Source organism: Acinetobacter sp. 766875 (assembly GCF_000582055.1).
In the GTDB taxonomy this organism is placed as follows: domain Bacteria; phylum Pseudomonadota; class Gammaproteobacteria; order Pseudomonadales; family Moraxellaceae; genus Acinetobacter; species Acinetobacter nosocomialis.
Window position 1 is genome coordinate 178,723 of sequence record NZ_JEXX01000002.1, and the last position, 23,286, is coordinate 202,008.

At 40.7% G+C, this 23,286-nt stretch carries 24 protein-coding genes; 8 read left to right on the forward strand and 16 right to left on the reverse strand.

All coding sequences use genetic code 11. The annotated features are described in order from the left end of the window. Window positions 1-20: 20 nt before the first annotated feature. From holA to J576_RS03330, 4 genes are all read left to right on the forward strand, one after another. Window positions 21-1,010 (forward strand): DNA polymerase III subunit delta, encoded by a 990-nt coding sequence (gene holA, locus J576_RS03315; protein WP_002053357.1) that lies wholly within the window; start codon window positions 21-23, stop codon window positions 1,008-1,010. A 107-nt stretch (window positions 1,011-1,117) separates the two neighbouring features. Further along, entirely contained in the window at window positions 1,118-2,458 is a 1,341-nt protein-coding gene (locus tag J576_RS03320; protein WP_002053440.1) for a MacA family efflux pump subunit, read from the forward strand. A 2-nt stretch (window positions 2,459-2,460) separates the two neighbouring features. Further along, entirely contained in the window at window positions 2,461-4,455 is a 1,995-nt protein-coding gene (locus J576_RS03325; RefSeq protein ID WP_002053251.1) for a MacB family efflux pump subunit, read from the forward strand. A 22-nt stretch (window positions 4,456-4,477) separates the two neighbouring features. Beyond that, window positions 4,478-5,872 carry an efflux transporter outer membrane subunit gene (locus J576_RS03330; protein WP_081401014.1) on the forward strand — a complete coding sequence of 465 codons (1,395 nt, stop codon included), beginning with the start codon at window positions 4,478-4,480 and terminating at the stop codon, window positions 5,870-5,872. Window positions 5,873-5,940: 68 nt separating this feature from the next. Here J576_RS03330 and J576_RS03335 read toward each other — a convergent pair whose 3' ends face one another. From J576_RS03335 to orn, 3 genes are all read right to left on the reverse strand, one after another. Further along, complete coding sequence (locus J576_RS03335; protein ID WP_002027450.1) at window positions 5,941-6,744, reverse strand: enoyl-ACP reductase FabI; 804 nt, start codon at window positions 6,742-6,744, stop codon at window positions 5,941-5,943. A 136-nt stretch (window positions 6,745-6,880) separates the two neighbouring features. After that, entirely contained in the window at window positions 6,881-7,612 is a 732-nt protein-coding gene (locus J576_RS03340; RefSeq protein WP_002053496.1) for a Bax inhibitor-1/YccA family protein, read from the reverse strand. A 154-nt stretch (window positions 7,613-7,766) separates the two neighbouring features. Next, on the reverse strand, window positions 7,767-8,333 hold the full coding sequence (orn, locus tag J576_RS03345; protein ID WP_002053300.1) for an oligoribonuclease: 567 nt from the start codon (window positions 8,331-8,333) through the stop codon (window positions 7,767-7,769). Between the two features lie 125 nt (window positions 8,334-8,458). Here orn and rsgA point away from each other — a divergent pair, with 125 nt between their 5' ends. The 4 genes from rsgA (at window position 8,459) to secB (ending at window position 10,786) form a co-directional block, all read left to right on the forward strand. Then, the gene (gene rsgA / locus J576_RS03350; protein ID WP_002053397.1) at window positions 8,459-9,517 is read left to right on the forward strand and encodes a ribosome small subunit-dependent GTPase A; all 1,059 of its coding nucleotides are present in this window, start codon (window positions 8,459-8,461) and stop codon (window positions 9,515-9,517) included. A gap of 97 nt (window positions 9,518-9,614) precedes the next feature. Beyond that, window positions 9,615-10,031 (forward strand): rhodanese-like domain-containing protein, encoded by a 417-nt coding sequence (locus J576_RS03355; RefSeq protein WP_000443006.1) that lies wholly within the window; start codon window positions 9,615-9,617, stop codon window positions 10,029-10,031. 11 nt (window positions 10,032-10,042) lie between these two features. Beyond that, window positions 10,043-10,300, forward strand: a complete 258-nt coding sequence (gene grxC, locus J576_RS03360; protein ID WP_000729828.1) for a glutaredoxin 3 — start codon at window positions 10,043-10,045, stop codon at window positions 10,298-10,300. Between the two features lie 27 nt (window positions 10,301-10,327). Next, window positions 10,328-10,786, forward strand: a complete 459-nt coding sequence (gene secB / locus J576_RS03365) for a protein-export chaperone SecB (RefSeq protein WP_031982311.1) — start codon at window positions 10,328-10,330, stop codon at window positions 10,784-10,786. Between the two features lie 71 nt (window positions 10,787-10,857). Here the strand turns inward: secB and J576_RS03370 are convergent, their stop codons facing one another. The 13 genes from J576_RS03370 to J576_RS03430 all read right to left on the reverse strand — a co-directional run bounded on the left by J576_RS03370 (window position 10,858) and on the right by J576_RS03430 (window position 23,197). Beyond that, window positions 10,858-11,514, reverse strand: a complete 657-nt coding sequence (locus tag J576_RS03370) for a 4'-phosphopantetheinyl transferase family protein (protein ID WP_002053214.1) — start codon at window positions 11,512-11,514, stop codon at window positions 10,858-10,860. Between the two features lie 114 nt (window positions 11,515-11,628). Continuing rightward, the gene (der, locus tag J576_RS03375) at window positions 11,629-13,038 is read right to left on the reverse strand and encodes a ribosome biogenesis GTPase Der (RefSeq protein ID WP_002053398.1); all 1,410 of its coding nucleotides are present in this window, start codon (window positions 13,036-13,038) and stop codon (window positions 11,629-11,631) included. A gap of 188 nt (window positions 13,039-13,226) precedes the next feature. After that, the gene (gene bamB / locus J576_RS03380) at window positions 13,227-14,372 is read right to left on the reverse strand and encodes an outer membrane protein assembly factor BamB (RefSeq protein ID WP_002053514.1); all 1,146 of its coding nucleotides are present in this window, start codon (window positions 14,370-14,372) and stop codon (window positions 13,227-13,229) included. Next, window positions 14,372-15,070, reverse strand: a complete 699-nt coding sequence (locus J576_RS03385; protein WP_002053293.1) for a YfgM family protein — start codon at window positions 15,068-15,070, stop codon at window positions 14,372-14,374. Before J576_RS03385 ends, bamB begins: the two co-directional genes overlap by 1 nt. 28 nt (window positions 15,071-15,098) lie before the next feature. Beyond that, on the reverse strand, window positions 15,099-16,391 hold the full coding sequence (hisS, locus tag J576_RS03390; protein ID WP_002053284.1) for a histidine--tRNA ligase: 1,293 nt from the start codon (window positions 16,389-16,391) through the stop codon (window positions 15,099-15,101). After that, window positions 16,388-17,503 (reverse strand): flavodoxin-dependent (E)-4-hydroxy-3-methylbut-2-enyl-diphosphate synthase, encoded by a 1,116-nt coding sequence (ispG, locus tag J576_RS03395; RefSeq protein WP_000572095.1) that lies wholly within the window; start codon window positions 17,501-17,503, stop codon window positions 16,388-16,390. The genes hisS and ispG overlap by 4 nt, the downstream gene beginning before the upstream one ends. 21 nt (window positions 17,504-17,524) lie before the next feature. Further along, window positions 17,525-18,316 (reverse strand): helix-turn-helix domain-containing protein, encoded by a 792-nt coding sequence (locus tag J576_RS03400; protein ID WP_002053491.1) that lies wholly within the window; start codon window positions 18,314-18,316, stop codon window positions 17,525-17,527. Next, window positions 18,307-19,083: a type IV pilus biogenesis/stability protein PilW gene (gene pilW / locus J576_RS03405; RefSeq protein WP_308646142.1), complete on the reverse strand. Its 777-nt coding sequence runs from the start codon at window positions 19,081-19,083 to the stop codon at window positions 18,307-18,309. Before pilW ends, J576_RS03400 begins: the two co-directional genes overlap by 10 nt. Window positions 19,084-19,122: 39 nt before the next feature. Beyond that, a complete protein-coding gene (gene rlmN / locus J576_RS03410; protein ID WP_002053401.1) occupies window positions 19,123-20,355 on the reverse strand; it encodes a dual-specificity RNA methyltransferase RlmN in 1,233 nt (410 codons plus the stop codon). Window positions 20,356-20,477: 122 nt separating this feature from the next. Next, the gene (gene ndk / locus J576_RS03415) at window positions 20,478-20,909 is read right to left on the reverse strand and encodes a nucleoside-diphosphate kinase (RefSeq protein WP_000963851.1); all 432 of its coding nucleotides are present in this window, start codon (window positions 20,907-20,909) and stop codon (window positions 20,478-20,480) included. A gap of 113 nt (window positions 20,910-21,022) precedes the next feature. Further along, on the reverse strand, window positions 21,023-21,223 hold the full coding sequence (gene iscX / locus J576_RS03420) for a Fe-S cluster assembly protein IscX (protein WP_000524329.1): 201 nt from the start codon (window positions 21,221-21,223) through the stop codon (window positions 21,023-21,025). Between the two features lie 99 nt (window positions 21,224-21,322). Then, window positions 21,323-21,874, reverse strand: a complete 552-nt coding sequence (locus tag J576_RS03425; protein ID WP_002053282.1) for a phosphatase PAP2 family protein — start codon at window positions 21,872-21,874, stop codon at window positions 21,323-21,325. A 24-nt stretch (window positions 21,875-21,898) separates the two neighbouring features. Next, the gene (locus tag J576_RS03430; protein WP_081401011.1) at window positions 21,899-23,197 is read right to left on the reverse strand and encodes a glycosyltransferase family 4 protein; all 1,299 of its coding nucleotides are present in this window, start codon (window positions 23,195-23,197) and stop codon (window positions 21,899-21,901) included. Between the last annotated feature and the right edge of the window lie 89 nt (window positions 23,198-23,286).

Below are 23,286 nucleotides of genomic sequence, written 5' to 3' on the forward strand. Positions count from 1 at the left end.
GATTTATCTATTCTTTAGTAATGAAACTTGACTACTTACAAGCCCTTAAACGCATTCCGGAAGCTCGGGGTGCGTGGATCCTGCATGGTCAGGAACCATTACTTGAACAAAATTTACTAGATACTTTCCGTAAAAGCTGGCAGCAACAAGACATTGAAAGACAGCGCTATGATATTAGTAGTGTGAGTGACTGGAAAAATGTGTTTAATGCCCTGAACAGCTTGTCTTTATTTTCACAGCAACTTGCTATTGAAGTTCACGGCAATATCAAGCCCGATGCAAATGGTTTAAAACAGCTTAAAAGTTATATTCAGCATAATGAAACCAACCTGCTGTTAATTGTTTTACCCAAACAAGATAGCAGTAGCTTAAAGTCTGCTTTTTTCCAAGTTGTTGAAGCAAACGGCGTTGTTGTTGCTCTTACTGCAAACTATCCGCAAGACCGCCAAAGAATTTTAGCTGCTGAAGCAGAAAAGCTCGAAATTCAACTCGACAATGATGCTTGGCAGTGGCTCATGCAGCATCATGAGCACAATTTACTCGCAGCTAAAAATAGTTTGATGCGCGTAAGAGATACTTTCCCAGACCAGAAACTGATTCAAATTGAACAGTTATATGCTTGTTTGCAAGATCAGTCTCGTTACACCACTTATGATTTAAGCGATGCTTTATTAGAAGGCAATCTTGCTCAGTCTATTAAGATTTTCCAATATTTAATTGGTTCGGGTGAACCAGAAAGTCTGATCTTATGGACATTAAGTAAAGAAATGCGTTTATTAATGCAGTTGTTTGAACAGCCACACAATGCATTGCAACTCGGTATTTGGAAAACCAAAGTTAGCTTATACCAACAAGCTTTAAGAAGACTCAATCCACAGCAATTTCTGGGATGGTCTGCTCTACTCTTGCAAATCGATGCGGCAATTAAAGGCATGTCTAATGAAAATGCCGAACATTTAATGCAACAAGCGATTGCCGAGTTGTGTGGGAAAACATTATTTATACAATAGAGCGGTCAAATCCTTTGTCTGCTTTGTTGAAATATCATAAAAATTCACGTTTTATCCTCAATTGACTCTTATACTAATTAAAATTTTAGACTTTTCGACCTCTCGCCATGCCAAAAATAAAGCCCATTAAACTCGTTATTATTGTCGTCTGTATAGCCGTTATTGCTGCATTAGCTTGGAAGTTTTTTAAACCTAAACAGCAGCAGCCTCAATATATTACAGCTGAGGTAACTCGCGGAGATATTGAGAATAATGTACTTGCAACCGGTACGCTTGATGCAACCAAGCTCATTAGTGTCGGTGCTCAGGTATCCGGTCAGGTTAAAAAGATGTATGTGCAGCTTGGTGATCAAGTGAAACAAGGTCAACTTATTGCACAAATTGACTCAACCACCCAAGAAAACAGTTTAAAAACATCTGATGCCAATATTAAAAACTTAGAGGCACAGCGCCTTCAACAAGTGGCATCTTTAAATGAAAAGCAACTCGAATATCGTCGTCAGCAACAAATGTATGCTCAAGATGCGACACCTCGTGCAGATTTAGAGTCAGCTGAAGCTGCTTATAAAACAGCCCAAGCACAAGTCAAAGCATTAGATGCACAAATCGAGTCTGCGAAAGTTACTCGTTCAACAGCACAAACAAATATTGGTTATACCCGTATTGTTGCGCCAACTGATGGTACCGTTGTTGCGATTGTGACTGAAGAAGGCCAAACCGTAAACGCGAACCAAAGTGCTCCAACGATCGTTAAAATTGCAAAACTGCAAAATATGACGATTAAAGCGCAGGTAAGTGAAGCCGATATCATGCGAGTAGAAAAAGGTCAAAAAGTCTACTTCACTACTTTAGGCGATGACAGTAAGCGTTATGCGACATTACGTCAGATTGAGCCAGCGCCAGATTCAATTTCTAGTGAGTCAAACAGTACTACAAGTTCAACCAGTAGCTCAGCTGTCTACTACAACGCTTTATTTGACGTTCCAAATACAGATGGCAAATTGCGTATTGATATGACTGCTCAAGTTTATATCGTATTAGATTCAGCAAAAAATGCCTTACTGGTTCCATCTTCTGCCTTAAGTAGCAAACAATTTTCTGGTCAGAAAAAACCTGGTCAGTCAGCAGATAAAGCGGCTTCAACTCCAAATGCCGAAAGAAAACACTCAGGTAATGGTGCCCGTTTAGAACGCTTAAACTTAACTCCTGAACAAAAACAACTTATTGAACAAGGCAAAGCAACCTTGAGCGTAGTTCGTGTTTTACAAGCAGATGGCACAACTAAACCAACACAAATTTTGGTAGGTATTAATAACCGTGTAAATGCACAAGTACTTGCCGGATTAAAACAAGGTGATCAAGTTGTAATTGCGGATAGTTCAGAAAACTCTGCTGCCTCTGCAAATAGTGGTAATAACCGTCGCCGTAATGGTCCAATGGGAATGTAAGCATGACAAAACAAGCTTTGCTTGAAGTCAGCAATCTGGTCCGGGAATTCCCTGCTGGCGAAAGCACGATTCAAATTTTAAAAGGCATTGACCTGACCATTTATGAAGGTGAACTGGTTGCGATTGTCGGCCAGTCCGGTTCTGGTAAATCAACGCTCATGAATATTTTGGGCTGTCTGGACCGCCCAACAAGTGGTAGTTACAAGGTTAATGGTCAAGAAACCGGTAAGCTAGAACCTGACCAGTTAGCCCAATTACGCCGTGAATATTTTGGCTTTATTTTCCAGCGCTATCACTTACTTGGTGACTTATCAGCCGAAGGTAACGTTGAAGTTCCAGCCGTTTATGCAGGTGTTACACCTTCAAATCGTAAACAGCGTGCAACTGCCTTACTTACCGAGTTAGGTTTAGGCACAAAAACACAAAACCGACCAAGCCAACTTTCAGGTGGTCAACAGCAACGTGTTTCAATTGCCCGTGCCTTAATGAATGGCGGTGATGTGATTTTAGCCGATGAGCCAACAGGTGCACTCGACTCACATAGTGGTATTGAGGTAATGCGAATTTTGCGTGAACTCAATGCAGCTGGTCACACCATTATTTTGGTCACGCACGATATGCAAGTTGCGAAAAATGCAACGCGTATTATCGAAATTAGTGACGGAGAAATTATTAGTGACCGTCCTAATGTTCCAGACCAATCTACAGAAGAAGTTAAATCTGACCCCGATGCTGCCCCTGCTCTACAAAATAAGCAGAAAAAAGGTAAAAGCATTTCAGCTTGGCGTTCAACTTTAGACCGCTTATCTGAGGCGTTCCAAATGGCGTTGCTGTCTATGAATGCCCACCGTATGCGTACCTTTTTAACCATGCTCGGGATTATTATTGGTATTGCATCTGTCGTAACGGTAGTCGCACTGGGTAATGGTTCACAAAAGCAGATTTTGGAAAATATTAGCGGCCTCGGTACTAACACAATTACGGTATTCCAAGGGCGTGGTTTTGGTGATAACTCCAAGACGGCCAATTTTAAAACATTGGTGCCTGCCGATGCCGATGCATTAATGACGCAGCCTTATGTGAGTGCGGTCAGTCCAATGGTCAGCACATCCAAAACTATGCGTTATCAACAAAATGAAGCGAACGCGACCATTAATGGCGTAAGTAACGATTTTTTTGATGTAAAAGGTCTGGTTTTTAAAGATGGTCAAACTTTTGATCAACGTAGTGTACGTGACCGTTCACAAGATGTAGTGATTGACACGAATACGCAAAAACAATTCTTTAGTGATGGTACTAACCCAATCGGGCAAGTGGTCTTACTAGGTAGTGTGCCGGCTCGTATTATCGGCATTGTCGAACCTCAGACCAGTAGTATGGGCTCAGATGATACGCTTAATGTGTATATGCCATATACCACGGTCATGAGCCGTATGTTAGGTCAGGCACATGTCCGTAATATTGTTGTACGTATTAATGATAAATACTCGACCAGCGCTGCTGAAAACGCCATCGTTAATTTATTAACGCAGCGACATGGTGCCCAAGATATTTTCACTATGAATAGTGACAGTATCCGTCAAACCATTGAGAAAACAACCAGCACCATGACCCTTCTGGTCTCAGCAATTGCCGTCATTTCTCTGGTAGTTGGTGGTATTGGTGTAATGAACATTATGTTGGTTTCGGTAACTGAACGTACGCAAGAAATTGGTGTACGTATGGCTGTCGGTGCTCGACAAAGTGATATTTTGCAACAGTTCCTAATTGAAGCAATTTTAGTGTGTTTAATTGGTGGTGTTCTCGGCGTATTACTTTCGCTGGGGTTAGGACAGCTTATTAACAAAGTAGCCGCAGGTAATTTTGCAGTGGCATATTCAACGACTTCGATTGTGGCAGCATTTGTTTGCTCAACACTGATTGGTGTCGTATTCGGTTTCTTGCCTGCCAAAAATGCCGCAAAACTTGACCCTGTTGCAGCACTATCACGAGAATAAGGAAAATTGCATGTCTTTTTCAATGACTAAACTTAGCGCAGCACTTCTCCTCAGCAGTTCTCTTGTGGGATGTGCAGCAATGGTTAAAACGCCTTACCAAGCACCGTCTGTACAGGTTCCGGGTAGTTTTCAGTACGATACGACTAAAACTAAAACAGCATCAGTTGAACAATACTCTGACCGTTGGTGGACACTGTTTGGAGATGCACAGCTCAACCAACTCGTAAACAACGTATTAGAGCGTAATAGCGATTTAGCTGTAGCGGGAATTACCTTAAAGCAAGCTCGCTTGAAAGCTGATTTAACTGCAAATCAACAAGGCTTGCGTACCAATTCAAAAGTTTCTACAGGTCATAGTTTCGATTTAAATTCAGGTGATGACAGCTCAGCAGGACTTTCGCTAAGTGCAGGCGTAAGTTATGAACTTGATTTGTTTGGCAAGCTTGCTCGTCAAACCGAAGCAAGTAAATGGGAAGCTTTAGCGACTGAACAAGACTTACAGTCTACAGGTCAAAGTCTGATTGCCACTACAGCGAAACTCTACTGGCAACTGGGCTACTTAAATGAACGTTATGCAACTGCACAGCAGAGCTTAGCCACTTCACAAAAGCTTTATCAGTTAGTTCAAACTCAGTATAAAGCAGGTGCAGTTTCAGGCTTAGACCTTACGCAAGCCGAGCAGTCTGTTCAAAGCCAAAAAGCAAGTTTAAGCCAAATTGAACAACAGCTTGTAGAAACACGTACAGCCATTGCAGTGTTATTGCATGAGCCAGTACAGCAACTCAACATTCAAGAACCACAGCGTTTACCACGTACAGCGCTTCCTGCTATTGGTGCAGGTTTACCGGCGGATATTTTGTCACGCCGCCCTGACTTGCAAGCAGCCGAGCTTCGTTTAAGAAAGGCGCTAGCAACCAAAGATGCGACTAAAGCAAGCTACTATCCGTCTATTAGCTTAACCAGCAGTTTAGGTTCAAGCAGCACATCTTTAACCGAGTTATTACGCAACCCTGCCCTCACGCTTGGGGCGAGTTTGAGCTTACCGTTTTTGCAATATAACGATATGAAGAAAGATATTGCGATTAGTAATCTTGATTATGAAAAAGCGATTATTCAATATCGCCAAACGCTTTATCAGGCTTTTGCTGATGTAGAAAATGCGTTATCAAGCCGTACAGAACTCGACAAACAAGTAGAACTGCAACAACGTAATGTTGAACTTGCAGAAAAAACCGAACGTTTAACCGAAGTACGTTACCGTTATGGCGCTGTTGCGTTAAAAACACTTCTCGATGCCCAGCAAACAACACGTACTGCGCGCTTGAGTCTTGTTGAAACCAAACAAAGCCAATACAACGCTTATGTCACCCTCATGCAGGCATTAGGTGGTTCACCTGTAAAAGAATTGCCACAATAACTTGCGCCCAGTAAAAAAGCCGTAGTCCTTCAACTACGGCTTTTTTTTATTTGAATAAATCTTAAGACTTATTCATCATCCATCATAGATTGGCTCATACCGACAGTATTGAAACCAGCGTCTACATATAGAATTTCACCAGTAATACCTGAAGCCCAAGGTGAGCATAGGAATAACGCTGCGTTACCCACTTCTTCAATCGTTACGTTACGCTTTAACGGTGCAACTTTTTCGTTAGCATCTAACATTTTACGGAAAGATTTAATACCAGAAGCGGCTAAAGTACGGATTGGACCCGCAGAAATCGCGTTTACACGGATACCATCAACACCTAAGCTTGATGCTAAGTAACGGACACCAGCTTCTAAAGAAGCTTTTGCCATACCCATTACGTTGTAGTTAGGCATAACGCGTTCAGAACCTTGGTAAGTCAAAGTTAACAAACAACCTTGGCGAGCTTGTAATAAAGGTTTTGCAGCACGTGCCATTGCAACAAAGCTGTATGCGCTAATGTCATGAGCAATTTTAAAACCATCACGGTCAGTCACGTCAGTAAAGTCACCGTCAAGCGTGTGTGCAGGTGCAAAACCGATTGAATGTACAACACCATCTACGCCGTCCCAATGTTTTGCAAGTTCCGCAAATGCATTATCAATTTCAGCATCAACGGCAACATCACATGGAAACACAAGTTTAGAACCGAATTGCTCAGCAAACTCATCTACACGTTTTTTTAATTTTTCGTTTGGATAAGTAAATGCAAGCTCAGCACCTTCACGGTGTAATGCTTGTGCAATACCATAAGCAATTGATAATTTACTAGCAACGCCTGCAATCAAAAAGCGTTTACCTGCTAAAAGTCCTTGTGTCATGCCGATCTCACTCAAAACAATTTCCAGCATAATGCCAATATTCAACATTTTTCGAAATTGCATAATGCATCTTTTTTCAAAAATCGCACGAAAAAAAATCGCCCCTACATAGGAGCGACTTTTTATCATCTCATTTTTAGTCATCAGACAATAAGCCAAGTAGACGTAAGAACGAGATATACATCCAAACTAAAGTTGCAAGTAAGGCAATACCACACAACCATTCCATGAATTTTGGAGCACGGTATGCTGCATTGGTTTCGATCAAGTCAAAATCTAAAATCAGGTTAAGTGAAGCAATGACTGCAACAAATGCAGCAAAACCAATACCCAACCAGTTGCTTTCAAAAATATAAGGAATGCTTGAACCAAACGCTAAACGCATCACCATCTGTACAATAAATACAATAAAGATTGCTAGAGATGCCGAAATTACAACTGATTTGAACTTTTCGGTTGCACGTATAATTTGGAACTTATATAGACCAAACATCACTAAAGTGGTAACGAAAGTTGCTAATAAGGCTTGAAGCGGAACGCCCGGATATTTCAACTGGAAAGTAAAAGAAATACCTCCAATAAATGCCCCTTCGAATAAAGCATAAGGAATTGCTAAAGTTGGCGCAGTCGTTGGTTTAAACGTTGTGATTAAAGCTAAAACCAAGCCACCAATTGCACCCACAATTGAAGCTGCGTAAGCAATACCAACATTTGCAGTAAAGGCTGCATAGAAAAATAAAGCGACACCCACTGCAGCAGCAATGATAGTCAACATCACAGATTTTTGAATCGCACCTTGCACGGTCATTGGTTGACTGTAGTCACTGACCGTTTCAACGCGAGTCAGTATCGGGTTATTACTTTGCATAAATGCTCTCTTTTTATAATAAATAAACTTAAAACATCATTTTAAGCAAAATGAATATGAAAGCCAAATTACCCCTTGGTATTATTGTAACCATGTCTTATAAGCAATAAAAAAGGAGGCTACTGCCCCCTTTCATATGACTTGAACAACGTAATCAATCTTTACCATCAGTGTTCATAATGAAAAAATATTCGCGGTAGTATTTCAACTCTGAAATTGAATCGCGAATGTCATCCATAGCTAAATGTGATGCATTCTTTTTCAGACCGCTCATAATTTCAGGGCGCCAGCGTTTTGAGAGTTCTTTGATCGTAGACACATCGAGATTACGATAGTGGAAATACTGCTCTAGTTCAGGCATAAGACGATGCAAGAAACGGCGATCCTGACAAATCGAGTTACCACACATTGGTGAAACTTTTGGATTTACCCACTTTTTTAAGAATTCTAAAGTCTGTAACTCAGCATCACGAGCTGTCAATTTACTACGACGAACTCGTTCAATTAAACCTGACTGGCCATGCTGACGCGTATTCCACTCATCCATTGCATTTAAAATACGATCAGGTTGATGAATAGCCAAAACCGGACCTTCGGCAAGTACATTTAAATGATCATCTGTAATAATTGTTGCGATTTCAATAATCTGGTCGTTGTCGGTATCCAAACCGGTCATTTCCAGATCAATCCAAATTAATCGTGTATTTAAAGTACTGCTCATGTATGTACGTTCTAAAATGCCGTAAAAACATCAATAGTAGCAAATTTCTTGCTTCTGCGCTGTAATTCCATACCAGCTTCGTGCTATTTTTGCGGTCTTCAAACAATGGTTTTTTTGGGATATGAATGGCTCTAATTCGTAAGCGTCGTTTAACTGAGCAACAGCAACGTCGTATTGAAAAACAGCATAAAACTCGCCAAGAAGAAGTCGATACTTCACAAGATCTAGATGGGCTGGTAGTACAGCACTATGGCCGTCAACTTGAAGTACAGGCACTTTCTGTACCCGAGCATCACCCAGAAAAACCTCAAGTTGCCGAAGGCGAACCAGAACCATTTTGGAAACCGATTGAACTAAAAAGTATTTGGCGTTGCCACACTCGTACAAATCTTGAACTACTAGTCACGGGTGACAGAGTGAAGTGGCAAGCAGACCCTAATACAGGTTTAGGGATTATTACCGCAATTCATCCACGTACTTCATTACTTACACGCCCGGATCGCTATCATAAAGTAAAGCCTGTAGCAGCCAATATTAGTTTAATCGTTATTGTTTTTGCTCCGCTTCCAGAACCGGCACCGACTTTAATTGATCGCTATTTAGTAGCATGTGCAGATGCAAATATTCCTGCTCTTCTAGTACTAAATAAATCAGATTTACTCACTGAAAATGATCCGATTCTCGACATGCTCAAAGAGTATGAAAATTTAGGCTATGAAGTCATGATTTGTCATTCTAAAGGTGACATCTCAGCATTGTCTCAACGTCTTGATGGCGAGACAGTAGCTTTTGTAGGTCAGTCAGGGGTTGGGAAAAGCTCACTTATTAATGTACTCATTCCAGATGCTGAACAAAAAACTAATATTATTTCTGAAAACTCAGCACTTGGACAGCACACCACGACTTCTACGCGCTTAATCAACTTTGGTAAAAATGGCGCCTTAATTGATTCGCCGGGAATTCGCGAGTTTGGGCTTTGGCATCTCGATTTAGATAAAATTCGTATGGGCTTCCCTGAAATCGAAGCACATTTAGGTTCGTGTCAGTTCCGTAATTGTACTCATACTCATGAAAAGAACTGTGGCTTAAAACAGGCTGTTGAAGCAGGTGAAATTTTACCACGCCGCCTAGACAGCTTTTTACGTTTAATCGATGAGATTCAAGAAGCGCAGCAAAAAAACTAATTTTCTGCTCCATTTGCCCTTGAAGTGGTGATTTTGATCACCATCTATATACGCTATACTCTAGGTCAATTTTGTTTTTAATTTTTTTAGGTGACTTGTGGAACGCTGGTTAGAGTTTATGGGGAATCACCCCATTTTGTTTGGTACACTCGGAGTCTTGATCGTATTGTTCTTCATTTTTGAAGGTCAACGTAACGGTCGTAAAATTTCTCCACAGTCGCTTGGTATTTTAGTGAAAGCGAAAAATGCCCTTTTGATTGACTTACGCGATAGCAAAGACTTCCGCGAAGGTCACATTAGTGGTAGCCGCAATATTCCTTATAGCCAAATTGCAAGTCATGCTGATGAATTAAAAGCAAGTGACCGTCCATTGGTATTTATTTGCAACCTAGGGCAAGTTGCTGGTAGCGCTTTACAGAAAGTTGCTCACCATGACAGCTATCGCCTTGATGGTGGTATCAGTAACTGGAAAGCTCAAGGCTTACCTCTCGTTAAAAGCAAACCAAAAGCTTAAGGAGAATTGTTATGGCAGCAAATGTCATTGTTTACTCAACTTCTGTATGCCCGTACTGCGTTCGCGCGAAACAATTACTTGAGCGTAAAGGTGTTGCTTACAAAGAAGTAAATCTTTCTGTTGAGGCACCAGAAGTACGTGCTGAATTAATGCAACGTACAAATCATCGTACTGTTCCACAAATTTTTATTAATGATCAGTTTATCGGTGGTTTTGACCAACTTTATGCTTTAGAGCGTGAAGGTAAACTCGACGAATTATTGGCTTAACATCGCATCCATATTAAGGAAAAAACAATGAGCGAAGAACAACAAGTTCAACCACAATTAGCTTTAGAGCGTATTTATACAAAAGATATTTCTTTTGAGGTTCCAGGGGCACAAGTTTTTACTAAACAATGGCAACCTGAACTTAACATCAATCTTTCTTCTGCTGCTGAAAAGATTGACCCAACTCACTTTGAAGTATCTTTAAAAGTTGTGGTTAAAGCCAATAACGACAATGAAACAGCATTCATCGTAGATGTAACTCAATCTGGTATTTTCTTAATCGATAATATCGAAGAAGACCGCTTACCTTACATTTTGGGTGCATACTGCCCGAACATTTTGTTCCCGTTCCTACGTGAAGCGGTAAACGACTTAGTTACTAAGGGTAGCTTCCCACAATTACTTCTTACTCCAATCAACTTTGATGCAGAGTTCGAAGCAAATATGGAACGTGCTCAAGCTGCTGCTGTTGAAGGTCAAGCTTAATTTTATAGCTTGCTCTAAACTCAAAAAACCGCGTAATTCGCGGTTTTTTTATACGTGCTATTTGGCACACTCTATCTTTCAAATGGATGAAGCTGAATAGAAGGAAACTGAAACCCGCGGCAAGACTGCTCGGAACGCCATGCGACCGTTAAAATCATGTTACCTGAAACAAAATTTTGATAAGCAAACGTTCCAATAAGTTCATGCGAACATAATCCGCCATGATTTGTAGGGTGTGCTTGAGTGTTTAAAGTATTTAAATCTAAACGTATACCAAGGCCCGATGCTTTTAAAACAGCTTCTTTAGTGGTCCAGACTTTAAACCAATACTCTTTATCTTGTTCTAGATTTTGCCATGTTGCATATTCATCAGGATGAAAAGCATGTTGTGCCAAACTATCTAAACGTACTTTACGGTCAAGTTCTTCAACATCTATACCAATATCTTTAACCCGCTCACTTAGCGCTAAAGCATAGTATTGTTGGCTATGTGAATGGTTAAAATGCAGAACATGGTCCAATAAGTAAGGTTTGCCATACTCATGTTTAGCAAATAACAAATCTTCTGGATTTACATTTAGCTTTTGAGCTAATAAATTATTTTTAATGTGCTGTATTTGCTGCTTTTTATATTCATTAAATGTACGAAAGTCAGGAAAGTCTTGCTGTTCTTGTTTTAAAAACTCATTGAGCTTTCCTATATAAACTTCAATTTTCCTATCATTCATCTTTTTAAATCCATCTAATTAAGGATTAAAACTAATATAAAAATACCAATAACTTATTAAACCATATAATAAAAAGCCCAAAGAATACTTTGGGCTTTTTTACGTTTATACAGATTAACGATTAAATTTCTTTTCCGCTTTTTTGAATTTCTGAATATAACGACGACGGCGCGCAGCTGTACGCTCATCAACTTGACTCTTACGACCTTCAAATGGGTTTTCAGAAGTTTTAAAGTCAATACGAACTGGCGTACCTTCAAGTTTATATACTTTACGGAACACGTTTTCTAAGTAACGGCGGTAGTCCGCAGGTGTCTTATCAACCTTATTACCATGAATCACAATAGTCGGTGGGTTTTGTCCGCCCATATGCGCATAACGCATTTTAATACGGCGACCACTAATCATTGGTGGTTGGTGAGCTTCTGTCGCATCACTCAAAATTTGAGTTAATTTTGCTGGTGAAACTTTTAAATTTGCAGACTCATAAGCACGGTGGATAGAAGGATATAACTCACCTACACCTGTTCCATGTAAAGCAGAAATTAAGTGAATTTTTGCCCAAGGAATGAAGTCAAAACGACGTTCAACGTCAAGCTTACATTGTTTACGGTCGTACTCGCTCATGTTGTCCCATTTGTTAATGGCGATCACCATGGCACGACCAGCTTCAAGCGCATAGCCAATTAAATGTAAGTCTTGCTCAACAATACCTTCACGTGCATCAACGACAACCACTACAACGTGAGCATCTTTCATTGCCTGTAAAGTTTTCACAATCGAGAACTTCTCAATCATTTCATCAACTTTACCTTTACGACGTACACCCGCTGTATCAATTAAAGTGTATTTACGGCCTTCACGTTCAAAAGGAATATAAATAGAATCACGAGTTGTACCCGGTTGGTCAAATGCCACTACACGGTCTTCACCAAGTAAGCGGTTTACCAACGTTGATTTACCCACGTTTGGACGACCAATAATGGCTAAACGTAAACCAGTATCTTTATCATGCTCTTCTGGGTTTTCATCTTCAGGAACATCTTGAAGTACATCTTCAAGCATTTGCTGAACGCCACGACCATGACTCGCTGCAACTTGTAATGGTTCACCCATACCAAGTTTATAGAACTCAACTAAAGCAGCTTCAGCATGCACACCATCTACCTTGTTCGCAACAAGATAAATTTTCTTGCCTAACGTACGAAGTTCACGAGCGATTTGTTCATCAGAAGCTAACAATCCGGCGCGCGCATCAACCACAAAAATAATAATATCTGCTTCGTTGATGGCTGTTTTTGACTGCTCGGCCATGTAGTTATCGATACCGCCTTCACTTTCACCGATACCACCCGTATCAACAACAATGAAAGACTTATTTTGATAAGTCGCATCACCATATTTACGGTCACGAGTCAGACCCGCGAAGTCGGCTACAAGTGCATCACGACTCTTGGTAATCTGGTTAAATAACGTTGATTTTCCGACATTCGGACGACCAATGAGCGCAATAACGGGTTTCATACAATAACCTTAATTCAAGACCAGCCATATCTCATGGCATGAGCATTAGAAACAGTACAGGAGATATATTTTAAGGTCAGATATGACCATAATAAAAGACGGGGCTTTGAACTGATTTAATTCAAACACCCCGATATTTTTTAACAGCGTAATTTGTTAAGCGGCTATTTTAGCACAAGCGAACAAAATTAACGATTCTGCCAAATACTTAAATCGCCTTTTCGGGTCGAAACGTAGAGTTGATTCTCAATAACACGTAAAGTATTAACCTCACCACTTGTTTTAGAACGACCTACCAATTTACCAGTTGCTGGGTCGATCAGGTGTAAAACACCATCCAAATCGCCAACAATAAGGTCCGATCCCAACACAACAGGGTTACTTAAATGACGATTCAACAAGCTATCATTTTCCCAAAGCTTTTCGCCTGTAGATAAATCATAAGCAGTCAACTTGCCATCAGTTGATGAAACAAATACTTTGTTGTCATAAACTTCTGGACGCTTGGTGCTGCTTGAATCTTCACTCCAAACTACACGTTGAGAAGCCAAATCAGTCACTGTGACTTGACCTTGGAAGCTGGTTGTAACCATGAGTTGGCCTGCAACAACCGGATCACCATCAATATCAATTAGACGTTGAATATCAGAACGACCTTCACTTACCGCAACACGACGTTGGAAACGTGGGATACCACTAATCGTATCAATTGCATAAACATATGCATTTGCAGAAGCAATTAAAACAGTACGTGGGTCAAGACTTACCGGTGATGGTTGACCGCGTAAACTGAACTGAACGTTTGGCAATTTGTATGCCCAAACTTGTTGTCCTGATGACGCATCATGTGCAAATACGGTACCGTCGTTTGCAATCGTAATCACACGTCCAGATTGAATTAAAGAAGGACTTAATAATGCACCAGATAATTGTGCAGTCCATTTTTGTTCACCTGTCGCTTGATCTAAAGCAAATAATTGACCTTTGCTGTTACCAACAACAACAATACCTTCAGCTGCTTCAACACCAGAGCTTAAGCCCAATTTACTGACTTTTTTCTCCCAAAGACGTTGTTTGCCACGATATGCAGCAACTTCACCCTTAGGGTCAAGCGTAAAAACAACACCGTCACTAGCGTCAAGTTGTAAACGTAATGGATCTGCCTTATTTGTAGAAGAAACACTGCGCGAAAACACCGGTACCAGAGCCTTTTTCGACTCAGTCAATTTCGGTAGTGGATTTGGTTTTGCTTCTTTTACTTTGTTGCTAGAACATCCCACCAGTACAGCTGATGCGATTGCAATTGCCAAAGGCAGTTTGAATTTCTGATTCATTAAGACTCTTCCACCTGTGTTTCCAAAATTGGGCGCTCAATCTGTGGATCTTCAACTAAAACGCCAACACTTTCGAGTTTAATTTGTAAAATTTGTCGCTCTTGTTTACGTTCCAGTAACGAATCCCATGCAGCTTGATACGCTTTTTTAGCAGAATCAATATCTTTCTTAGCAACAAAGATATCACCACGTAACTCTTCTACTGTTGCTTTAAATGCCGGATCGACATTACCAGACAAGGTTTTTAGAGCTTCATCATATTTGTTTTGCGCTAATTGTGCATCTGCTAAACGCAATTTTACAACCTGAATCAGTCCTTCATCTTTTACTTTTGAGTTTTCAACTTTTTTCAAAGCTTTTTCAGCAGCAGCATAATCTTGTTTTTCATATGCAAGCTTTGCTAATACAAATTGAGTTTGTATCGCCTGAACTGAATCAATATCGTCTTTTACAAGTTTATCTGCCGATGCTGTTATTGAAGCTAAAGCATTTGGATTATCGGCTGTTGCATTTGCTTCATCCATTAACTGCTGTACTTTTGCAGTTTCTGTCTGACTTGTTGCAAGGTTTCTTTTTTGCCAATATTCCCACCCGAAAAAGGCAATCAATGCAATGAGAATCCCGCTAATCATGGCAGAACCATATTTTTTGGCGAACGACTTTAAGCTGTCGAATTGTTCTTCATCACTTAAGCTCATGTGATTGTCCTTTTCCAGATGTTTCAGTTTATTTTGTAAATTTTTCAATTAAGAATGGTACGAGTTCAGCTAGTGCCACTTGTGTCTGCTCAGCTGTTGCCAACTCTTTGAGAGCAAGCTGCTGTGCGTCCCATTCACGTTCACCCAAAATCATGGCGTAAACGGCCCCAGCCTGATCAGCCTTTTTCATCTGACTCTTCATGCTACCCTGTGAACCTGTTTTAATACGAATATTACTATTCGCAGCTTCTAACTGATCACGTAATTGTTCTGCCAAAACTAATGCTTTAGCTTGATAAGCTGGCTCTGCTACTAAGAAAACTTCACAATCACGTACAATTTCAGCTTTTTCAACTTGCTCAATCAGAAGCAATAAACGCTCCATCCCCATACCGAAGCCAACAGCGGGTACAGATTGATCTGCCTTACCTTTTAACTGGCCAACCAGACCATCATAGCGCCCCCCCCCGCACACCGTACCCTGCGAACCAAGTGCGGTCGTTGTCCACTCAAAAACCGTTTTATTGTAATAATCTAAACCACGTACCAGTTTTTGATTAATTACAAATTTAACGCCCGCAGCAGTCAAATAATCTTGTAATTGCTGGAAGTGGTTTAGACTATCTTCTTTTAAAAAGTCATTTAATTTCGGCGCATTTTCCAAAATTTTCTGAGTCGATTCAATTTTAGAATCTAAAATACGTAATGGGTTTGTTGTTAAACGGCGCTGTGAATCTTCATCCAAAGCATCTTTATGTTCATTTAAGAAGGCAACCAAAGCATTACGATATTCTGTACGTTCATCTTTTTCGCCCAGCGTGTTCAACTCAAGCTGAACCATATGGGCAACGCCCATACGCTTCCATAAACGAGCTGTCATCAAGATAACTTCAGCTTCAATATCAGGAGTTGCCACACCAAAAGTTTCCACACCAAACTGATGGAACTGGCGGTAACGGCCTTTTTGTGGTTTTTCATAACGGAACATAGGTCCCATATACCACACACGTGGCGTAGCACCACGCAACAAGTTATGTTCAACCAACGCGCGAACACAGCCCGCTGTTCCTTCCGGACGTAAAGTCAGTGACTCAGGTGGGTTTCCTTTATCGAAGAAGGTGTACATTTCTTTTTCTACGATATCGGTCGCATCACCAATAGCACGTTTAAACAGTCCCGTTTGTTCAACGATCGGCAAACGAATTTGTTGGTAACCATAAGCATCCATTAACGATGCTAAATGCTGCTCGAGACGTCTCCACGCTGCTGTTTGCGTTGGTAAAACGTCATTAAAACCTTTGATTGCGACAATTGAACTCATGATGAACTACGAATAATTTCTTTAGATTTAGCTTCTTCAAGCTCTTGAACACGTTGACGAACCATAGTTTCGATTTCATCAACCAATTGATTGGTATCAATTAAATGGCTTTTCTCACCATTACGATAAACCAGTGAACGAGGCGCAGCCCCAACAACCCCGATATCTGCTTCTTTTGCTTCACCTGGGCCATTTACCTTACAACCAATAACTGAAACATCCATTGGCGTACGTATATCTTCTAGGCGCTCTTCTAAGGCTTGCATCACCTGAATCACGTTAAATTCTTGGCGAGAACAACTTGGACAAGCAATAAAGTTAATACCGTTAGAACGTAGGCCAAGCGATTTCAAGATGTCAAAACCGATCTTGATTTCATCTTCTGGTTCAGCAGCAAGCGAAATACGCATGGTATCGCCAATACCTTCCATCAATAATCCACCAAGAGCAATCGCTGATTTCACAGTACCTGTACGGTAAATACCAGCTTCAGTCACACCAAGGTGCAATGGATTGTCGATTTGCTGAGAAAGCAAACGATAAGCATCCATGGTTAAAAACACATTTGATGCTTTTACGCTGACTTTAAACTCATGGAAATCTAGACGGTCTAAAATATCGATATGACGTAAAGCTGACTCAAGCAGTGCCTGCCCTGTTGGCTCACCATATTTTTTCTGTAAATCTTTTTCTAGAGAACCCGCATTCACACCAATACGCATAGAAATACCGTGATGGCGTGCAGCAGCAACAACTTCACGAACTTTTTGATCTGAACCGATGTTACCCGGGTTAATACGCAAACAGTCTGCACCATAGTCTGCAACTGCCAAGGCAATTCTATGGTCAAAGTGAATATCAGCCACTAATGGAACTGAAACACGTTTGCGGATCGCACCAAAGGCTTCAGCTGCTTCCATAGAAGGAACTGAAACACGCATAATATCTGCACCTGCGTCAACACAACGCTCAATCTGAGCAACAGTTGCATCGACATCGCAAGTTTCGGTATTTGTCATACTTTGCACGCTAATAGGTGCATCGCCACCGACATAGACCGAACCAACACGGATTTTACGTGTTGGTCGACGTTTAATTGGGTTCTCTATCATTGTATCGCTCAACTCATGGTATTAGCGGGATAAACGGAATTCAGCTTTACCGTTTACCGTATATGGAGACAATGAAATCTGTTCTTGGTTTAGACTTAATGACACAGCTGTTGCATCATCAAGACGAATCTGGAATGGAGACTCACCATTTAAGGTTAAAGTCGATGCCTGACGACCCGTCGCTAAAACCTTGCCTGTTGCATCTACAATATGAACAGAAGTTGGACGGTTAAAGTTTAACACCAATTGATCACCCGCTGTTGCAGAGGCACTTCCTTTCATAGGTAAAACTTCAACATTAGACTGATTGGCTTTTGGCACATCAGCTTCTTCTTTGTTTGAAGTCCATTTTTGGACACCCATCACAATCAATGACACGACAGCAATAATCAAAATCGCAAGTAACGCACGCTTTAACCATTTTTTGTTACGATCACTATTAGAACCCGGTAATTTACCCATGATTTTAATTGGTGAGTTGTTTAAAGCATGATTTGGCAAAAGACCTGTATCGTTCGCATAAATTTCATCAAAACGCTGAATAATTGCAGTTGCATCAGCATTTAAATATTTCGCATAAGAACGATAATAACCTTTAATAAAGGTTGCTTCTGGCAAAGATTTATAATCGTCTTGCTCTAACGCACTTAGCGTTTTAAGCGGCATATTTAAATCAGAAGATACTTGCTCTAATTCTTTTTTCTGAGAAACGCGAATTTGACGTAAATACTCACCAGGACGTTGAATATTTCCTAAAGCAGAAGTCGGTAAGCTTGAGCCAGTTGGCTGCTGTGAATTAGGATTTATTTCCATACGGCCTCAGTACTATACTGTAATTGCAAATAACGTTGATATTCTGGACTTTCCGGGAATAAAGCACGTAACTGGTTTACTAAAACTTGCATTCCCATTTTATCCGCATTGGCTCGAGCCACTCTTAAACCAATCCAAAGTGCGCGAGCACCCTGATTTTTCTGCCCCACTGTACGAACGTATTGTTCATACATTTGTGTAGCAGCCGGAATCTGCTGCTGCAAATAAAAAATTTCTGCTAACTCTAACATTGAAATGTAAGAATCGCGGTTAGCAAGGAGTGCTTGTTTGAATGTTTTTTCAGCACTCGCAATATCACCTAATTTTAAATAAATCCGCCCTAGATTTTCTAAGGCTTGATAGCGTTGATCATAACCTAATGTTGCACCAGCAATACGGAATTGCTCAATGGCATCATTATAACGCTCCATTTGGTACAAATACGTACCATAATTATTACGCGCCTGAGCATTATCTGGCTCAGATGAAATTGCACGTTTAAAATAATGTTCTGCTTTTTCTAAATTGGGTTTACTGCCTTCTTGTTGCAATAAAATACCCATCATCATATTTGCCGTTGCATCACGACTATCGACACTTAAAGCTTGGTCAAGGGAACGCTTTGCAGAGTCCAAGTCACCAGAACGAATGTATTCAGCGGCAAGCTGCGTACGCACCTTAACTGCTTTTTCCGGGTCCTTTTTAAGTGTTGGCGAAGACTGACAACCACTGGCCAGACATGCAACAGCAACCCCCATACATAACATGATCTTTAACTTCGGAGTACTCAAAGTCTGCCCTCAACTTTATCCTTGTGTACGTAAAATCTCTTGTCGCTGCGCTACTTTCTTTTGCCACTGCTCAGCACGGCGCGTACGGTCAGCAACTTGACCCACTAACTGTCCACATGCAGCGTCAATATCATCACCACGTGTTTGACGAATCGTACACACAAATCCGGCATCAGACAAAGTTTTTTGGAACGAGATAATACGATTTCGACTTGAGCGACCATACGGCGCATGAGGGAATGGATTAAATGGAATTAAATTAATTTTACTTGGTAAGTTTTTAAGCAACTTAAGTAACTGCTGTGCATGTTCAGGCTGATCATTTACGCCTTCTAACATCACATATTCAATAGTCACATGTTTACGCGCACTTTCATTACCATCTTTGGCAATATAACGCTGACACGCTGCAATCAACTGAGCCAATGGATATTTTTTATTAATAGGCACAAGTTCATTACGTAGTTCATCGTTTGGTGCATGTAAAGAAATTGCTAATGCAACATCAATATCTTGTGCAAGTTGGTCAATTTTCGGTACAACACCAGACGTTGACAAAGTCACGCGACGTTTTGACATGCCATAAGCAAAGTCATCAAGCATAATGTGCATTGAGCTTAATACAGCATCATAGTTGAGTAATGGCTCACCCATACCCATCATCACCACATTAGTTACTGAACGCTCGCGCTCGGCAACAGGCACTTCTTCCATATAAGAATAGTTTGCCATCCAAAGTTGCCCAATAATTTCATCTGGCGTTAAATCGCGCTGAAAACCTTGCTTACCTGTTGAACAAAATGAGCAGTCTAATGCGCAGCCCACTTGTGAAGAAATACATAAGGTTTTGCGTGAACCAGTTTTATCTTCGGCAGGAATTAATACAGTTTCTACTAAAGAGCCAGAACCTTCACCTACGCGAAACACCCATTTACGTGTTCCGTCTTTTGAATAATGACGGTGAACCACTTCAGGGGCTTTAATTTCACAGATTTGTTCAAGCTTTGCGCGCAATTTGCCTGAAATATTGGTCATTTCAGCAAAATCAGTGACAAAATATTGATGAATCCATTTCATAACCTGCCCGGCACGAAACTTTTTCTCACCAATATCTTCAAAGAATTTTTCTAATTGAGCGCGTGACATGCCGAGTAAATTCACTTTTTCGGCAGCAGGCGATGCTGGCGTGGACGAAGATTGCTGCTGTCCATCAAGATTTTCAGATGAAACGACCACTGCAGAACTCATGTGTATTTACCTAAACCATGTCAAAAAAAGAATATATTGTTCAAGAATCAAACAATATGCTCTTGAGAGAATAAAAAAACCAGATAAGTAGTATACCACTTATCTGGTTTGAATGCTTTCGATTAACGAGTGCGTGGGCAGATCTCGTTGTCAGCAAAGAAGTAAGCAATTTCACGCTCTGCAGAAGCAACTGAGTCAGAACCGTGAGCAGCATTTTCGTCGATGCTTACAGCGAAATCAGCACGGATAGTACCAGGAGCCGCTTCTTTAGGGTTTGTAGCACCTAAAATTTCACGGTGAGCAAGAACTGCATTTTCACCTTCAAGAACAGATACTACAACTGGACCAGAAGTCATGAATGCAACTAAGTCACCAAAGAAACCGCGTTCTTTGTGCTCTGCATAGAAACCTTCAGCATCAGCTTGAGAAAGGTGTTTCATTTTAGTCGCAACAATTTTTAAACCCGCTTTTTCGAAACGAGCAAAAATTTCACCGATGTGGTTTTTAGACACAGCATCTGGCTTTACGATAGACAAAGTACGTTCAATTGCCATGAGTGGCTCCTTTATTTTAAGATTTAAACTTTAAAAAATTTGCCGCATTATACCGATGTCATAGGCAATAATCAGCTTTGAATGTGTAAAAGTTGCGATTTTTTCTACTGTTTTTAGCGAACTTCATCTAACCAAGCCATTTGGATGGCTTCTAGCAATCCTTCGGTTGATTTATTTGGGTCATCACTAAAGTCTGGTAACGCACATACCCATGCATGTAAATCGGTAAAACGAATCCATTGCGGATCAACTTCTGGATGTGCTTCTGACAATTCAATGGCAATATCAATCGTATCTGTCCAACGTAAGCCCATAGCGGCTCCTATCTGTTTAATCTGCTAAATCACGAACTGTGTACTTTAGCAAATCCACAAACGTAATCGATAGCTTAAGCTGATAAAAATTACTGTTCGTTATAAAGCAATGCCCAATAATGGCGCGATAAAAATAATCAGACTTGCTACTGCCGCACCAATAAGTGCGCCTACAATCACATCACTTGGGTAGTGAAGCCCAAGCACCATACGAGACAATGCCACAAGCACCATGAATGGCAACATGGCAGCCAGCAACACAGGCTGGATATAACCTAACACAATTGTCACCATCACTGCATGTAGCGTATGGCCTGATGGAAAACTAAAGTGATCAAGTGGTCTCTCTCCAAGCACAATCACCTGATGTACTTGGTAAGGGCGTGGACGCGTGGTTTTATGTTTTAAGAATTTATAAATTGCCGTTCCGACCGAACCACCAAGTAGCAAATAGATAATTTGCAAACTATAGGTAATGCCATGCATTCCCCATACAATTGCCAGCATGAGGTACCAAAATGGCCCATCGCCAGCACGGCTAATAATTTTGAAAAATAAAGCTACACGCTGTGAATGGGAAAAGTGATTGAGGTATAAACAGCCTCGTAAATCTAGATCGAGTATTTTTATTTTTGCATTCTTTAATTTCATGGTTGTTCTCCTATTTTAGGATACTTAGGTGAAGTCCACCGAGGATTCCTTCACTACCTGATAAAATGCCTGTTCTAATTGCTGTACCGGAAGTTGCCAACCGCTTTGCTGTACTTTACGACAGGCTTGTATGCCCATTTCTCTAAGTTGTTGTACTGAAGGGAGTTGATAAATTTGTTGTATAAAATGGTTTTTCTGTCCAAGTGGACTTAACCAGCCACTTACATTATGGACTAAATATTGATGTGCACATGCATAATCATACGCGATAACAGGCAAACCGCTTGCCATTGCCTCTAAAACTACGTTACCAAACGTTTCAACCTGACTCGCAAATACAAAGACATCAGCACTTGCATATGCGGTCGCTAAATCTTGTCCACGCAAACTACCCGTAAAAATGACATTTCTCGCTTCAGGTAATGCTTTTAATCGAGCAAGATCTGGGCCATCTCCTACCACCACAAGTTTAGTTTTATGTTGCTGCATATTTTGCATAGCTGCATAGCTTTCAACAATCAATTGAACTTCTTTTTCTGGTGATAAACGCCCTACATACAGCATGACACGAGTATCGGCATCGACACCCCATTGCTGGCGTAAGCTTTCCGAACGATGTTTTGGTGAAAAGCGTGTGGTATCGACCCCTCGTCCCACCACAACCAGTGGACAGGTAATACCAAAACCACGTAAAGCTTCTTCGGTATCTTTACTTGGCACACAAGTCACTTGAGTATTGTTATGAAACCAGCAAAGATATTTTTGAATTGGCTTAACTAAAAAAGCCAAATCAAAAAATCGGCTAAAATCTTGAAATGGTGAATGAAAGCCACTAGAGACCGGAATATCTTTTGCTTTTGCAGCTTGCATGGCAGTTAAGCCCAAAGGCCCTTCCGTCACGATGTGCACAACATCTGGCACAAATTTTTCAAAAGCTTTTGAAACTTTTAAATATTGAGGCCAACCAAATTGCAGAGTTGGATATTTAGGAATAGCCTGTGACATGACGAGACATTCTTGCTCTGGTAGAAAATCATGACACTTGGCTTTTTGTTCTGGGCGAACCAGTAGAATTTTATGACCTTGTTTTTGCAAACCTTGACATAACTGCAATAACGAAAGTGCTACACCATTAATTTCTGGTGGCCATGTCTCTGTCACAATCGCAATTTTTAAACGGGGACGAACCAACCCATGAAGTTGGTGCAATTCCTGAGTATTAGACAACTGCTGTTTTTGTTTAAAATAGAAGTGGAAGCTTTCAGGGAGTTGCTGTTGTTTTAATAGTGCTGTCGCGTATGAGCCTTGCATAGCGCCATCCATCAATGTATTTATTTTCATGCTTAAAGATTAAGCAGCTTTCTTGACACTTTGATGATAAATGCATGACAGTTTACTGACATGAAAAATTA